This is a genomic window from Priestia megaterium, assembly GCF_046599315.1.
GTDB classification, from domain to species: domain Bacteria; phylum Bacillota; class Bacilli; order Bacillales; family Bacillaceae_H; genus Priestia; species Priestia megaterium_F.
Genome location: NZ_JBKIKC010000029.1, coordinates 1 through 15,734 on the forward strand (window position 1 = coordinate 1; position 15,734 = coordinate 15,734).

At 40.4% G+C, this 15,734-nt stretch carries 12 protein-coding genes and 2 rRNA genes; all 14 read right to left on the reverse strand.

Going from position 1 to position 15,734, the window contains the following annotated elements:
• Positions 1-1,020 (reverse strand): 23S ribosomal RNA (locus tag ACLHDF_RS32115); the annotation flags it as partial.
• Between the two features lie 225 nt (positions 1,021-1,245).
• Positions 1,246-2,797, reverse strand: a 16S ribosomal RNA gene (locus tag ACLHDF_RS32120).
• A 282-nt stretch (positions 2,798-3,079) separates the two neighbouring features.
• Entirely contained in the window at positions 3,080-4,564 is a 1,485-nt protein-coding gene (lysS, locus tag ACLHDF_RS32125; RefSeq protein ID WP_413922360.1) for a lysine--tRNA ligase, read from the reverse strand.
• Between the two features lie 272 nt (positions 4,565-4,836).
• Positions 4,837-5,382 carry a 2-amino-4-hydroxy-6-hydroxymethyldihydropteridine diphosphokinase gene (gene folK / locus ACLHDF_RS32130; RefSeq protein WP_413922361.1) on the reverse strand — a complete coding sequence of 182 codons (546 nt, stop codon included), beginning with the start codon at positions 5,380-5,382 and terminating at the stop codon, positions 4,837-4,839.
• Positions 5,383-5,742: a dihydroneopterin aldolase gene (gene folB / locus ACLHDF_RS32135; RefSeq protein WP_013054892.1), complete on the reverse strand. Its 360-nt coding sequence runs from the start codon at positions 5,740-5,742 to the stop codon at positions 5,383-5,385.
• Between the two features lie 21 nt (positions 5,743-5,763).
• Positions 5,764-6,627 (reverse strand): aminodeoxychorismate lyase, encoded by an 864-nt coding sequence (gene pabC / locus ACLHDF_RS32140; RefSeq protein WP_413922362.1) that lies wholly within the window; start codon positions 6,625-6,627, stop codon positions 5,764-5,766.
• 4 nt (positions 6,628-6,631) lie between these two features.
• Positions 6,632-7,213, reverse strand: coding sequence for an aminodeoxychorismate/anthranilate synthase component II (gene pabA, locus ACLHDF_RS32145; RefSeq protein ID WP_013054890.1), 582 nt, complete (start codon positions 7,211-7,213; stop codon positions 6,632-6,634).
• 2 nt (positions 7,214-7,215) lie between these two features.
• The gene (gene pabB / locus ACLHDF_RS32150; RefSeq protein WP_413922363.1) at positions 7,216-8,631 is read right to left on the reverse strand and encodes an aminodeoxychorismate synthase component I; all 1,416 of its coding nucleotides are present in this window, start codon (positions 8,629-8,631) and stop codon (positions 7,216-7,218) included.
• A 97-nt stretch (positions 8,632-8,728) separates the two neighbouring features.
• A complete protein-coding gene (gene cysK, locus ACLHDF_RS32155; protein WP_413922364.1) occupies positions 8,729-9,667 on the reverse strand; it encodes a cysteine synthase A in 939 nt (312 codons plus the stop codon).
• A gap of 201 nt (positions 9,668-9,868) precedes the next feature.
• Positions 9,869-10,747: an Hsp33 family molecular chaperone HslO gene (hslO, locus tag ACLHDF_RS32160; protein WP_413922365.1), complete on the reverse strand. Its 879-nt coding sequence runs from the start codon at positions 10,745-10,747 to the stop codon at positions 9,869-9,871.
• 12 nt (positions 10,748-10,759) lie between these two features.
• Positions 10,760-11,527 carry a type III pantothenate kinase gene (locus tag ACLHDF_RS32165; RefSeq protein WP_013054886.1) on the reverse strand — a complete coding sequence of 256 codons (768 nt, stop codon included), beginning with the start codon at positions 11,525-11,527 and terminating at the stop codon, positions 10,760-10,762.
• A 218-nt stretch (positions 11,528-11,745) separates the two neighbouring features.
• The gene (gene ftsH, locus ACLHDF_RS32170; RefSeq protein ID WP_413922366.1) at positions 11,746-13,656 is read right to left on the reverse strand and encodes an ATP-dependent zinc metalloprotease FtsH; all 1,911 of its coding nucleotides are present in this window, start codon (positions 13,654-13,656) and stop codon (positions 11,746-11,748) included.
• A gap of 93 nt (positions 13,657-13,749) precedes the next feature.
• Positions 13,750-14,289, reverse strand: coding sequence for a hypoxanthine phosphoribosyltransferase (gene hpt, locus ACLHDF_RS32175; RefSeq protein WP_028412649.1), 540 nt, complete (start codon positions 14,287-14,289; stop codon positions 13,750-13,752).
• 27 nt (positions 14,290-14,316) lie between these two features.
• Complete coding sequence (gene tilS, locus ACLHDF_RS32180; protein ID WP_413922367.1) at positions 14,317-15,693, reverse strand: tRNA lysidine(34) synthetase TilS; 1,377 nt, start codon at positions 15,691-15,693, stop codon at positions 14,317-14,319.
• Positions 15,694-15,734 lie beyond the last annotated feature (41 nt).

The following is a 15,734-nucleotide window of genomic DNA, read 5'->3' on the forward strand; positions in this document are numbered from 1 at the left end:
TTTGACTACGGATCTTATCACTCGCAGTCTGACTCCCATGGATAAGTCTTTGGCATTCGGAGTTTGACTGAATTCGGTAACCCGTTGGGGGCCCCTAGTCCAATCAGTGCTCTACCTCCAAGACTCTTACAACATGAGGCTAGCCCTAAAGCTATTTCGGAGAGAACCAGCTATCTCCAGGTTCGATTGGAATTTCTCCGCTACCCACACCTCATCCCCGCACTTTTCAACGTGCGTGGGTTCGGGCCTCCATTCAGTGTTACCTGAACTTCACCCTGGACATGGGTAGATCACCTGGTTTCGGGTCTACAACCACATACTAAACGCCCTATTCAGACTCGCTTTCGCTACGGCTCCGCCTTATCGGCTTAACCTTGCATGGGATCGTAACTCGCCGGTTCATTCTACAAAAGGCACGCCATCACCCATTAACGGGCTCTGACTACTTGTAGGCACACGGTTTCAGGATCTCTTTCACTCCCCTTCCGGGGTGCTTTTCACCTTTCCCTCACGGTACTGGTTCACTATCGGTCACTAGGGAGTATTTAGCCTTGGGAGATGGTCCTCCCAGATTCCGACGGAATTTCACGTGTTCCGCCGTACTCAGGATCCACTCAAGAGGGAACGAAGTTTCAACTACAGGGTTGTTACCTTCTTCGACGGACCTTTCCAGGTCGCTTCATTTACTTCGTTCCTTTGTAACTCCATATAGAGTGTCCTACAACCCCAAGAGGCAAGCCTCTTGGTTTGGGCTAATTCCGTTTCGCTCGCCGCTACTCAGGAAATCGCATTTGCTTTCTCTTCCTCCGGGTACTTAGATGTTTCAGTTCCCCGGGTCTGCCATCAATACCTTATGTATTCAGGTAAGGATACTGTTCCATTACGAACAGTGGGTTTCCCCATTCGGAAATCTCCGGATCAAAGCTCACTTACAGCTCCCCGAAGCATATCGGTGTTAGTCCCGTCCTTCATCGGCTCCTAGTGCCAAGGCATTCACCGTGCGCCCTTTCTAACTTAACCATTAGCGAATAAATGGTACAACATACTGTTGTGTTATTTATTGGTTTGATTAAAAGAAAAGTTTCACTTTTCCTCAGCTATTACTGTTATCTAGTTTTCAAAGAACAATCGCAACCAAAATTCTTCTTATCTAATAAGAAGAAAGTAGTGTGCTTTCTATAATTGAGAGATTGAACTCTCAAAACTGAACAAATTCAACAAACGTACGTCATCTAAAATCCTTAGAAAGGAGGTGATCCAGCCGCACCTTCCGATACGGCTACCTTGTTACGACTTCACCCCAATCATCTGTCCCACCTTAGGCGGCTAGCTCCTTACGGTTACTCCACCGACTTCGGGTGTTACAAACTCTCGTGGTGTGACGGGCGGTGTGTACAAGGCCCGGGAACGTATTCACCGCGGCATGCTGATCCGCGATTACTAGCGATTCCAGCTTCATGTAGGCGAGTTGCAGCCTACAATCCGAACTGAGAATGGTTTTATGGGATTGGCTTGACCTCACGGTCTTGCAGCCCTTTGTACCATCCATTGTAGCACGTGTGTAGCCCAGGTCATAAGGGGCATGATGATTTGACGTCATCCCCACCTTCCTCCGGTTTGTCACCGGCAGTCACCTTAGAGTGCCCAACTTAATGCTGGCAACTAAGATCAAGGGTTGCGCTCGTTGCGGGACTTAACCCAACATCTCACGACACGAGCTGACGACAACCATGCACCACCTGTCACTCTGTCCCCCGAAGGGGAACGCTCTATCTCTAGAGTTGTCAGAGGATGTCAAGACCTGGTAAGGTTCTTCGCGTTGCTTCGAATTAAACCACATGCTCCACCGCTTGTGCGGGCCCCCGTCAATTCCTTTGAGTTTCAGTCTTGCGACCGTACTCCCCAGGCGGAGTGCTTAATGCGTTAGCTGCAGCACTAAAGGGCGGAAACCCTCTAACACTTAGCACTCATCGTTTACGGCGTGGACTACCAGGGTATCTAATCCTGTTTGCTCCCCACGCTTTCGCGCCTCAGCGTCAGTTACAGACCAAAAAGCCGCCTTCGCCACTGGTGTTCCTCCACATCTCTACGCATTTCACCGCTACACGTGGAATTCCGCTTTTCTCTTCTGCACTCAAGTTCCCCAGTTTCCAATGACCCTCCACGGTTGAGCCGTGGGCTTTCACATCAGACTTAAGAAACCGCCTGCGCGCGCTTTACGCCCAATAATTCCGGATAACGCTTGCCACCTACGTATTACCGCGGCTGCTGGCACGTAGTTAGCCGTGGCTTTCTGGTTAGGTACCGTCAAGGTACAAGCAGTTACTCTTGTACTTGTTCTTCCCTAACAACAGAGTTTTACGACCCGAAAGCCTTCATCACTCACGCGGCGTTGCTCCGTCAGACTTTCGTCCATTGCGGAAGATTCCCTACTGCTGCCTCCCGTAGGAGTCTGGGCCGTGTCTCAGTCCCAGTGTGGCCGATCACCCTCTCAGGTCGGCTATGCATCGTTGCCTTGGTGAGCCGTTACCTCACCAACTAGCTAATGCACCGCGGGCCCATCTGTAAGTGATAGCCGAAACCATCTTTCAATCATCTCCCATGAAGGAGAAGATCCTATCCGGTATTAGCTTCGGTTTCCCGAAGTTATCCCAGTCTTACAGGTAGGTTGCCCACGTGTTACTCACCCGTCCGCCGCTAACGTCATAGAAGCAAGCTTCTAATCAGTTCGCTCGACTTGCATGTATTAGGCACGCCGCCAGCGTTCATCCTGAGCCAGGATCAAACTCTCCGAAGAAATGTTTGACTTGCTCATATAAAATAAAAAAATTAACGTTGACGTTTGTCGCTTTGTTCAGTTTTCAAAGTTCAACTGCCGCTCTTGAGCGACTTTAATATCTTATCAAGTTATCAACGTAATGTCAACAACTTTTTTATTTCTTTTTGTTGTTTCCGCTTGTCCGCGTTAGCAACAGATATAAATATACCAAATCAATTTCATGAAAACAAGAGGTAAAATAAAAGTTTAAATTTTCTAATATTACCAAACCAAAAAAAGATGGCCGTAGCCATCTCTCTTTTAGCGTTGACGCATATGTGGGAATAATAGTACATCACGGATTGACGGCGCATTTGTTAGTAACATGACAAGGCGGTCAATACCGATTCCTAGACCACCTGTAGGTGGCATACCATATTCTAATGCCTCAATGAAGTCATCATCCATCTCATGTGCTTCATCGTTTCCTTGTTCTTTCTCTCTTAACTGAGCTTCAAAACGCTCGCGTTGGTCAATTGGATCATTTAGCTCTGTAAATGCGTTCGCGTGTTCACGCGCAACGATAAACAGCTCAAAACGGTCAGTAAAACGCGGGTCCTCCGCATTTTTCTTAGCCAATGGAGAGATTTCTACAGGATGTCCGTAAATGAATGTTGGTTGAATTAATTGCTCTTCTACTTTTTGTTCGAAGAACTCATTCACAATATGTCCATATTGCATATGTTCAGTGATTTCTACCCCATGATCTTTCGCTAAAGCACGCGCTTCTTCAACAGATGTCTCTCCCCAGAAGTCTACGCCCGTATATTGTTTAATAGCATCGACCATATGAAGTCTTGTCCACTCTGGAGTTAAATCTACCTCTTGGTCGCCATACTGAATCTTTGTTGTACCAAGTACTTCTTGCGCAATGTGTGCAATTAAATTCTCTGTTAAAGACATGATATCTTTGTAGTCTGCATACGCTTCATACAACTCAATCATTGTAAATTCAGGGTTATGACGTGTAGATACACCTTCATTACGGAATACACGGCCAATTTCATATACTTTTTCTAATCCACCTACGATTAAACGCTTTAAATGAAGTTCAATCGCAATACGCATATAAAGTTCCATATCAAGCGCATTGTGATGTGTCACAAAAGGGCGAGCAGCTGCTCCACCTGCGATCGAATGCATCATAGGTGTTTCAACTTCTAAGTATCCATGGTTATCTAAATAACGGCGCATCGATTGAATAATGCGGCTTCTTGAGATAAATGTTTTTTTACTTTCTGGGTTTGTAATTAAATCTAAGTAACGTTGACGATAGCGCTGTTCAATATCTTTTAAACCATGATATTTATCTGGAAGTGGACGAAGCGCTTTTGTTAGTAATGTAAAATCTTTTACTTTAATAGAAAGTTCGCCAACTTTTGTTTTAAATAAAACACCTTCAACCCCTACCAAGTCACCGATATCTACGCTGCTGAAGATTTCATACTGTTCTTCGCCAATTGCATCTTTACGTACATAAAGCTGAATTTGTCCCGTTAAATCTTGAACGTGAGCAAAACCTGCTTTTCCTTTTCCACGCTTTGTCATAATACGACCAGCTAGTGATACAGGCACTTCATTTTCTTCTAACTGTTCTTTTGTTAACTCGTCATACTCACTAATTAATTGCTGTGATGTATGTGTACGTTCAAAACGTTGACCAAACGGATCAATACCTTGATCTCGTAAGTTGCTCATTTTTTCGCGACGAACGAGAAATTGATCATTTAATTCTTCATGACTCATCGTTTATTCATCTCCATCGTATAATTAAGTTTTCCGAAACAGAAAAAAGGCCAGCATGTTTACTGGCAACTACTACGTTTCTTTAAAATTATTATAGGTTCAGTCGTTTCTCTATGTCAAATCGCTTTATTCTTGCTTGGCTTCTCTTTTTCTTCGATTTCTATAACAAGTTACCCAATAGACCAACAAGCTGCGAACCTAAATCCCAAAGTTTTCACCTTGAACTCTACTTTACTCCAATATAAAAAAGAATCAATCAATAAGATTCGTTTTTACTTATGTAAATCATTAATATTATTTTCGAACATATCTAGTATACCAGTTGTTTGTTTTCGAAATAACTTTACATCTTTTAAATCCGGTAAACGTGTTGTCACAGCTTCAACTTTTTCTTCTGCTACAGGGAGAATAAGAGATGGAGCTAGTTCGTTTAGAGGAACCATCACAAACGCTCGTTCAAACATTCGGGGGTGAGGGACGCTCAACCTATCCGTATGAATGATTTCATTATTATAAAGTAAGATATCTAAATCAAGAGTTCTCGGTCCCCATAGAATTTCTCTTTTGCGACCTGCCGTTTGTTCAATAGCTTGCAAACAATCTAAAAGGCGCTCTGAGGAATACGTTGTTTGTATTTTTACTACCATGTTTAAAAAGCTTGCTTGATTCGTATATCCGACCGGAGCCGTCTCATAAACAGATGAAGCAGCTACTACCTTAATCTCAGAGTATTTCATCAAGCCTGTAACTCCTGTTTTCAAATGTTCCATTCGATTTTCAATATTTGATCCTAATGCAATATATGCTTCTGTTGTCATTCAACGGCTCCTTTTAATTTCAATAGCTACGGATTGATAATAACCAGGGATTGGCGGATCAGGCTTATATACTTTCACTGTACAAGCCTGAACAAGTTCATAATTGGCCAGCAATTCAGAAGCAATCGTTTCAGCTACCGTTTCAACTAGTTTGAACGTGCGCTTCTCTACAACTTCTTGGCATGTTTGGTATAAATCCGCATAGCTCACCGAGTATTCTAAATTGTCCGTAGTACCTGCTTGTTTTAGATCCAGCTCTACAGCTAAGTCCACATGGAAACGTTGCCCTAATTTATTTTCTTCTGGAAATACGCCATGATATCCATAGAAACGCATATCATTCACATAAATTTTATCCATCTCTAGCCTCTCCTTTCGTCTTTATATATTTAAATCGTTTCGACTCATTAGCGCCGTCGTGTAAGAGCAATACTCTTTTTGCAACTGAGCTGTCAACGTATGGTCTCCTAGTGAAAACTGCTTATCTTTTACACTTCGAAGAGGTACGATTTCTTGAATGGAATTTGTAACGAAAGCTTCATCACTCTCCAAGAGCTGTTTCACTGTAAATAAGCCTTCTACAACCTTCATGTTTTTCTTTTGTAAAAGCGTAAAAATAAACTGTCTCGTAATTCCATTTAAAATACCTGTTTCAAGAGACGGTGTATATACACAGCTATCTTTTACGAAAAATAAATTGGAAACAATACCTTCAGCTAAGAATCCTTCTTTTGTTAAAAAGATACCCTCTTTATTTAAGTCTGAACCAACTTCTCGTTTAGCTAATACATTATTTAAATAATGATGAGATTTTAACCTCATGGTTCCTTCCGGCGTATTTCGTTTTGTCTCAAGAATAAGCCCCTCTTTTACAAGGGGGCTCGATGGATGAGGAATTGATTTCATATATACGATTGTAGATGGCTTGTCGTACTCTTCCACTTGCAATCCAATTCCGCCGTTTCCTGCTGAGACATTTAATCGAACATACGCATTTCTCTCGTTGTTTTTCATTAACAGACTATTAATGATTCCTAACACATCTTGTGTAGAGTAGTCCCATACAATATTTAATTCACGTAAGCTGCTACGCAATCGATCTAGATGGTCTTCCACTAAAAATGGATGACCTTCATAAACTCGTAACGTTTCAAACAGTCCTAGACCATACATATATCCATGATCAAACGGAGAAATAGTGGCTTCAGATCCAGGCTTCACTTCGCCATTTACGTATATATGCATATCATTACACTCGCTTTTTTTCGTAAGTTTCAATAAAATTTTTCAGCATTTCTTTACCGTAAGAAGTCATGATAGATTCAGGGTGGAACTGTACTCCTTCAATAGGCAATGATTTATGGCGAATCGCCATAATCTCATCTTCTGCTGTCCACGCTGAAATCTCAAAGCAATCCGGCAGCGAACTTTTTTCTACAATCAAAGAATGATATCGAGTTGCCGTAAACGGATTATCAAGACCTTTAAAGATAGTGCGGCCATCATGATGCATTTCAGATGTTTTACCGTGCATTAATTTATCCGCACGAATCACATTCCCTCCAAAAGCTTGCCCAATCGACTGATGCCCTAAGCATACGCCAAATATCGGAATCTTACCTGCAAAATACTCGATGGCTTCTAAACTGATTCCCGCTTCATTAGGACTGCATGGTCCTGGGGAGATCATCAAGAAATCTGGATTTAGCACTTCAATTTCAGAAAGTGTAATTTCATCATTTCTTTTTACAAGAAGCTCATGCCCTAGCTCACCTAAATACTGTACTAAATTAAACGTAAAAGAATCATAATTATCAATCATTAATATCATCTTTACTCACCCTCACTCAGCTCATTTTCGCTCTGCTCTTTTGCTTTCCATAGTGCAATTGCTTTTTTCAGTGACTCTTTGTATTCGTGTTTCGGATTTGAATCAATTACAACACCCGCACCAGCCTGTACATAAGCTTGGCCGTCTTGAATAATCATAGTGCGAATCGCAATATTTAATTCCATATCTCCATTAAACCCAATCCAACCAATCGATCCTGTATAAATTCCTCGTCGAACAGGTTCAAGTTCTTCAATGATTTCCATTGTACGCACTTTAGGCGCTCCAGTAATCGTTCCTCCAGGAAAAACCGCGTCTACGATATCTACAAAATCTTTATTACGAGCCAGTTTGCCTTTCACATTAGACACAATATGCATCACATGTGAATACTTTTCAATAACCATAAACTCGTCAACATGAACGGTACCATATTCACTTACTCTACCGAGATCGTTACGTTCCAAATCAACAAGCATCACATGCTCTGCACGCTCTTTTTCGTTGTGAATAAGCTCATCCGCTAGCTGTTGATCTTCTTGATCATCCTTACCACGAGAACGCGTTCCCGCAATCGGTCTCGTGCTGATTTCATCACCGTCTTTTTTCACTAGTAGTTCAGGTGAACAGCTCACAATGTGAAATTCTTCTGTCTGCATATAAGACATGTAAGGAGACGGGTTGATCTTTCGTACTTGTTCGTAGATATGCATAGGATGAGTTTGAAGCTGTTGAGACTGTCGAACAGATAAGTTCACTTGAAACACATCGCCTTGCCCGATGTACTCATGTACACGAGTTGTGGCATCTGAAAAAGCAGCTTCAGACATCGAAACCTCACTTTTTTCGGCAACACGATGAATACGCTCATATGAGAGGCCTTCAGGACTTGCCTCCATCCAGTCCTCTTTATATTGATTAATGCGCTTATGTGCTTGCTCTTTATAATCTGCTTCATCGTTAACTATAATCCAGAGTTTTTCCTTTTCTTGATCGTATACAAATACATCATCAAAAATAAGGAAATAAACGTCTGGCGTTTTTAAAGAATCTTCAGCAAGACCAGGTATGGTTTCTACATAGCGGATGTAATCATAGCTAATAAAGCCGATTGCTCCACCTTGAAAAGGAGGAAGATCTGGATTCACCTCTGCTTCAAACTTCTTCATCCAGTCTCTCATAAGATGAAGAGGATTACCTTTTTGAACAATAGATTGGCCATCCGTTTTGATATGAAGTTCGTTCGGTTCGCCTCGCAAAATTGCTACAGGTTTTAATCCCATTATTTGAAAGTTTCCGCCTCGACCGCTTTCAAGCAGGATATGGTTCGGTTCGTCTTTTGACAACTCTTGATATTTTTTGAACCATTGGTTTTTAGAGATAGAAATAGATTCGCCCCAAGTCATTCTTTGCTGCATTTGTTCACTCTCCTAAAAATAAATCACCTGCTTTTATTTTACATGATTCTCAGATGAAAAAAAACAGCTTCGTATAGAAGCTGTTTTTTTATCGTTTTTATGCTTGAGTTTGTTCCTCAAATTGGAACAATGGAGTACTTAAATAACGCTCGCCGTTACTTGGAATAATCGCTAACACTTTTTTACCTTTTCCAAGCTGTTTTGCAGCTTTTAACGCAGCATAAATCGCAGCCCCAGAAGAGATACCTACTAGTACACCTTCTGTTTTTGCTACTTTACGCGCATATTCAAAAGCTTGGTCGTTTTGAACAGCAACCACTTCGTCATATACTTCCGTGTTAAGCGTATCTGGAACAAAGTTTGCACCGATTCCTTGAATTTTATGAGGTCCTGGTTGACCACCGCTTAAAATTGGAGAATCAGCTGGCTCTACTGCATAAATTTTGATGTTTGGGTACTTTTCTTTTAGTACTTCACCAGCACCTGTAATAGTACCGCCAGTACCGATACCCGCTACAAATCCATCAAGCTGATCGCCAAACTGCTCGATAATTTCTTTAGCTGTTGTTTGGCGGTGTACTTCTGGGTTCGCTTCGTTTTGGAACTGTTGAGGAATAAAGTAGCCATGCTCTTTTGCAAGCTCAGTCGCTTTATTAACTGCACCTTTCATTCCTTCTGGACCTGGTGTTAACACTAACTCTGCACCGTACGCACGAAGCAGATTACGACGCTCCATACTCATTGTTTCAGGCATTGTTAAAATAGCACGGTATCCTTTTGCTGCAGCTACCATTGCTAAGCCAATACCTGTGTTACCGCTTGTTGGTTCAATAATTGTGTCTCCAGGCTTTAACACACCTTTTGCTTCAGCATCTTCAATCATTGCTAACGCGATACGATCTTTTACGCTGCTTCCTGGGTTCATAAATTCTAATTTTAAATATACATCCGCCATATCTTCTTCAACTAGACGGTTTAGTTTTACGATTGGTGTTTGACCAATTAACTCTGTAATTGAATTTGCAATACGTACCATATGACCACTCCTAATACCAACTAATTTTATTGATTTTGTATACAATTTATCAGATGTTTTCTAAATTGTCAATCATTTTGTCTTTCCATTTACCTATTTTTGTTATATTTTTAGATCAATATATACATAAATAGGACTTAACGCTTATAAAAAAAGGCGCTCATTTATAAAATGACGCCTTCTAAGAATGTTCTACTTCATTTAAATTGCTTGTTCTTTCATTTCTTCTAGCTGCTTTTTATCAAAACGATAGGTCTCATTACAGAAATGGCACTGTGCTTCAGCTTGACCTTCTTCCTCAATCATCGATTGAATCTCTTCTTTTCCTAAGCTGATAATAGCATTAGCAATTCTTTCTTCTGAGCACTGACATTTAAACTCTACAGGCATTGTCTCCAGAAACTTTACGTTTTCTTTCCCAAGAACTTCTTCTAAAATTTCTTCAGGAGAAAGGCCTTTTTGAATCAATTTTGAAATTGGTTCAATTGTTTGCAAACGTTTTTCAATAGCTGTAATCGTTTCATCATCTGTTCCTGGCAGAAGCTGAATGATAAATCCGCCTGCAGCTAAGATCGTGTTATCAGGGTTAACAAGTACACCTACACCTACTGAAGATGGAACTTGTTCAGATGTCACAAAATAATACGTGAAATCCTCTCCTAATTCTCCCGATACGATAGGTACTTGTCCGTTAAATTGGTCACGCATCCCGATATCTTTTACGACGCTTAGCGTACCATCTGTACCTACAGCACGTGCTACATCTAATTTTCCGTGCTGATTTAAATCAAAGTGCGTTTGCGGGTTTGTTACATATCCACGCACCTCCCCTTTGGCATTGCTATCTACTAAAATAACGCCAATTGGGCCGCGGCCTTCAATTTTAATTGTTAGCTTTTGCTCACCTTTTAGCATGGCTCCCATCATAACTCCCGCAGTCATTGAACGTCCCAATGCTGCAGAGGCTGTAGGCCATGTATAGTGACGGCGCTGCGCTTCTCCAACCGTATCCGTTGTTTTTGCTGCATAAGCGCGAACTTGACTATTGTAAGCTAGTGCTTTCACTAAATAGTCGCCCATAATATACACCTCTTACTCCATATTTTTTGTATAAATTATTTGTAATCCTTTTAAAGTCAAAAATGGATCCACAATATCAATAATATCCGACTCTTTAGCAATCAATGTTGCGAGTCCTCCAGTAGCAATAACTTTAGGATTTACTGTTGCTTGCTCTTTCATTCTTGCTACAATTCCTTCTACTTGTCCAACGTATCCATATAAAATACCTGCTTGCATCGCAGATACTGTATTCTTTCCAACGATGCTATTTGGTCGCGCAATTTCAATTCGCGGAAGCTTAGATGCTCTTGAATAAAGAGCCTCAGTTGAAATATTAATACCAGGGGCAATCGCGCCACCCATGTATTGCTTATTCTCATCAATGTAGCAGTATGTGGTTGCGGTACCAAAATCAACGATAATTAAAGGACTTCCGTAAAGCTGAATTCCAGCAACAGCATTTACAATACGGTCTGCTCCCACTTCACGTGGATTTTCATACTTAATATTTAAACCCGTCTTAATTCCAGGACCCACAACAAGCGGCTTTAAATGAAAATACTTTTGACACATTCTCTCCAATGCAAACATAATAGGAGGAACAACAGAGGAAATAATAATACCATGAATATCTTTAAAAGATAAACTAACGTGCTCAAGCAAGGCTTTGATTGTCATGCCATACTCGTCTTCTGTTTTATTACGGCTTGTTTCTACACGCCAATGGTACTTTAATTCATCTCCATCGTATACACCTAATACCGTATTCGTATTTCCAACATCTAATACAAAAATCATTTCAATCACCACTTTATTTAAATTCAGTATTTACACTGAAACCATCATACCATAACTGGTAAATAGACGTGTATATTCTAGATAAAATAGGAATATAATGACACAATTGTTTAGTGGATATCCTACTTATCCACTATATACGAAAAATCTTTTACCAAACCTAACTTCTAGCCAATAAAAAAATCAGTGGAGAATATCTCCACTGATTTTTTATGGTCTTATGCTTTTGGCTCTTCATCGTCTGTCTTTGTTTGGATGTTTACTTTAACGTCTTCATCTGTTACGTGACTAGAGCGATCTGGAAGAGTTCCATGCTCTACTAAGTGGTTGATTTGTTCAGCGTCTAACGTTTCTACTTCTAACAATGTTTGAGCTACAAGCTCTAACTTGTCACGGTTTTCCGTTAAGATTTGCTTAGCACGCTCATAGCTTTCTTTAATGAAACGTTGGATTTCATTATCAATTTCATGAGCAATCGCATCACTGTAGTTTTGTTCACTGTGTAAATCACGACCTAAGAATACTTGGCCTTGTTGTGATTGACCAAACTGCATTGGTCCTAATTTTTCACTCATACCGTATTCTGTTACCATTTTACGAGCAATGCTTGTTGCACGCTGGAAGTCATTATGAGCACCTGTACTCACTTCGCCGAAAATAATTTCCTCAGCTACGCGACCACCAAGCAACCCAACAATTTTATCCAGTAGCTCCGGCTTCGTCATAAAGTAGCGATCTTCTTTTGGTAACATAACAGCATATCCACCAGCTTGCCCGCGTGGAACAATGGTTACTTTATGTACCATATCAGCTTCGTCTAATACGACACCGATAATTGTATGTCCTGCTTCATGATAAGCAACAATGTTGCGTTCTTTCTTAGAAATAACTCGACTTTTCTTAGCTGGACCTGCAATTACGCGGTCTGTTGCTTCGTCAATGTCGACCATTTCAATTTTCTTTTTATCCTGTCTAGCAGCTACTAAGGCAGCTTCGTTTAACAAGTTTTCTAAATCTGCACCTGAGAAACCTGGCGTACGCATAGCAATTGCTTTTAAGTTTACTGATTCATCTAAAGGTTTATTGCGAGCATGTACTTTAAGCACTGCTTCACGGCCGTTTACATCTGGACGATCTACCGTAATTTGACGGTCAAAGCGACCTGGACGTAATAACGCTGGATCTAAAATATCCGGGCGGTTTGTTGCTGCAATAATAATGATACCTTCGTTAGCACCAAAACCATCCATCTCAACAAGCAATTGGTTTAATGTTTGTTCACGCTCATCGTGTCCGCCACCAAGACCTGCGCCACGTTGACGACCTACAGCATCGATTTCATCAATAAAGATAATACACGGAGCATTCTTCTTCGCATTTTCAAATAAATCACGAACACGAGAAGCACCGACCCCAACAAACATTTCAACAAAGTCTGAACCACTGATAGAGAAGAACGGAACGCCTGCTTCACCAGCAACAGCTCTTGCTAATAATGTTTTACCAGTACCAGGAGGTCCCACAAGTAAGACACCCTTCGGAATTCTTGCACCTAACTCCGCGAACTTACGAGGATCTTTTAAGAACTCTACAACTTCCACAAGCTCTTGCTTTTCTTCGTCTGCACCAGCTACGTCTTTAAATTTAACCTTTTTCTTTTCTTCGCTGTAAAGCTTAGCCTTACTCTTACCGAAGTTCATAACACGACTTCCGCCGCCCTGAGCTTGGTTCAGTAAGAAGAAGAATAGGATGAAAATAATAACAAACGGAATGATTGACGTAAAGAACGTTACCCAGCCGCTTGTTTCATCAGCAGGTTTAAAATCAACTTCTACTTGATTATTTTCTGAAGCAGCGTCAATACGATCAAGTGCTTTGTCACCATCTACGATGTAAGTTTGGAACGTTTGATCCTTTTTATAAGAATCTAACTTTCCTTGCACAACATACACGCCTCTTTCAGGCTTCATAGAGAGTGATTTCACATCACCTTTGTCTAAGTGTTGAACAAATGTATCGTATCTCATTGGTTCTGCTTTTTGATTAGAGCCACTAAAGAAGCTTACCACACCAATAATGACTAAAAATATAAGTAAATAAAAGATGGTATTACGGAAGATCCGATTCATTTCTTACCTCCTCCCACGATAAACAAATACTGTATTCAATACTAACATAGAACATTTATCCTATCCAATAAATTGCACTTGGATATGTGCTTATTAATTGCTGTATACTTGCGGTTTAAGAACCCCAATATACGGCAGGTTACGATATTTTTCTTGATAATCTAATCCATACCCTACTACGAATGCATCAGGCACTTCAAACCCAACGTAATCTGCTTTAATAGCTGCTTTACGACCTGTTGGTTTGTCTAAGAGTGTGACAATCTTAATTGACTTAGCTTTACGGTACTTGAATAGCTCTACAAGATAGCTAAGTGTTAAGCCGCTGTCGATAATATCCTCTAAGATAAGAATGTCTCGACCTTCAACTGATGTATCTAAATCTTTTAAGATTTTTACTTCACCAGAAGAAACCATCGCATTGCCATAACTTGATACATCCATAAAATCCATTTCTAAATATGTATCAACACGCTTAATTAAATCAGACATAAAAGGCATAGCACCCTTTAATACACCGATTACCAAAGGAAAACGGTCAGCGTATTCCTCAGATAATAGCTTACCCAATTCTTTTACTTTCTGTTGTATTTCTTCTTCTGAAATCAAAATTTCTTGAATATCCTGCTTCATTCCTTACTTGCCTCCTAGAAGTTTTCGCTACTTATAGTATAAAATAACATATCTGGACTTATGTGTATGCAGTTCATAAGCAGATTTTTTCAAACCAGGTAGCCACAAAATAGTTCCTTGGCTATCTTCCACTACCGGCCAATGATCTCTGAAGTGCAAAGGGATTTTTTCATCGATAAAAATATCCTTTACTTTTTTATGTCCCTTCATGCCCTTTACTCGCATTTTATCGCCATTTTTTCGCGTCCTTACCTTTAATGATTTTAAATCGTGAGCTTCATCTAAAAGAAAAATATCGTTTCCTTTTATATCTTCGACTTTATTATGTATTTCACAAATAAGCTGGTGACCATTCGGAAGCTCGACGACCCCTGGAATCGGAACAATAAATTCATATGGCTCGATGTTCCCCTCGTTAAAGGTAAAAAGACAGTCATTGTAAGATCGAATAATGCGTAAACCATTTGGAAAATCAAGCGTCCCAGACGGCTTTTCACTTTTACAAAATCCTACTAACGTGTCAACATGTGTTGAGGAAAGGGTTGGAGGAATTTCTTTATAGAGATAGTTTAATATTAGTTGAATACCACGCCTTTGTAAAGGCTTGCGTATCCTTAGAAAACAATCTCTATCAATGAGAATTTCATTTTTCAATTTCTTTCTCATTACTTTATTCATCACATCGGTCGTTAATTCCTCTAAGTATGCTTGATCTTCGTGCAAGTTCTCGCTAAATTGTTGAAATTTTTCATGTACAGTGGCGTTTTCTTGCTTTAAAAATGGTAAAACGTAATGACGAAACCGATTTCTTGTGTACGAGTCTTTCTCATTACTTGGATCAATCCTAGGTGTAAGCTCATGTAGCTCACAGTAGTGATTGATTTCTTCTTTCGTTACAGCCAAGAATGGCCTAATAATAAACCCATCCGCATATGGCCGCTTGGGCTGCATCCCTGCGTATCCACTCATCGTACTACCGCGGACCATTCGCATTAACATCGTTTCAACCTGATCATCTCCATGATGTCCTAATGCAAGAAGATTTGCTTTATGCTTCTTCATAACATGAGTAAAAAATGTATAGCGGCATTCTCTGGCTGCTACTTGAGAAGATAACTTTCTTTCCTTCTGATAGGACGTAACATCAATCTGCTTCGCCTCACATTTAATATTCAATTGTTTGCAGTAGTTCTGCACATATTCCATATCTTGCTTTGATTCTTTGCCTCGGAACATATGATCAACATGAGCTGCAATAATCGTCAGAGATTTCTGCTCTTTCAGACTCCATAAGAAATGCAGCAGCGCTAAAGAATCAGGACCACCAGAAACACCTACGACTACCGTAGAACCTGCAGGTAATAACTGATGTTTTGTTATAAAATTGTTCACTTGCTTCTCCATAGGAATGACTCATCCTTAAAATGTACACGCAATAATGTATC

What these genes read in the sequence shown, in the direction of transcription:
- lysS (WP_413922360.1), bottom strand. Translation starts at nt 4,564, where the DNA reads ATGAGTCATGAAGAATTAAATGATCAATTTCTCGTTCGTCGCGAAAAA.
- folK (WP_413922361.1), bottom strand. Translation starts at nt 5,382, where the DNA reads ATGACAACAGAAGCATATATTGCATTAGGATCAAATATTGAAAATCGA.
- folB (WP_013054892.1), bottom strand. Translation starts at nt 5,742, where the DNA reads ATGGATAAAATTTATGTGAATGATATGCGTTTCTATGGATATCATGGC.
- pabC (WP_413922362.1), bottom strand. Translation starts at nt 6,627, where the DNA reads ATGCATATATACGTAAATGGCGAAGTGAAGCCTGGATCTGAAGCCACT.
- pabA (WP_013054890.1), bottom strand. Translation starts at nt 7,213, where the DNA reads ATGATATTAATGATTGATAATTATGATTCTTTTACGTTTAATTTAGTA.
- pabB (WP_413922363.1), bottom strand. Translation starts at nt 8,631, where the DNA reads ATGCAGCAAAGAATGACTTGGGGCGAATCTATTTCTATCTCTAAAAAC.
- cysK (WP_413922364.1), bottom strand. Translation starts at nt 9,667, where the DNA reads ATGGTACGTATTGCAAATTCAATTACAGAGTTAATTGGTCAAACACCA.
- hslO (WP_413922365.1), bottom strand. Translation starts at nt 10,747, where the DNA reads ATGGGCGACTATTTAGTGAAAGCACTAGCTTACAATAGTCAAGTTCGC.
- ACLHDF_RS32165 (WP_013054886.1), bottom strand. Translation starts at nt 11,527, where the DNA reads ATGATTTTTGTATTAGATGTTGGAAATACGAATACGGTATTAGGTGTA.
- ftsH (WP_413922366.1), bottom strand. Translation starts at nt 13,656, where the DNA reads ATGAATCGGATCTTCCGTAATACCATCTTTTATTTACTTATATTTTTA.
- hpt (WP_028412649.1), bottom strand. Translation starts at nt 14,289, where the DNA reads ATGAAGCAGGATATTCAAGAAATTTTGATTTCAGAAGAAGAAATACAA.
- tilS (WP_413922367.1), bottom strand. Translation starts at nt 15,693, where the DNA reads ATGGAGAAGCAAGTGAACAATTTTATAACAAAACATCAGTTATTACCT.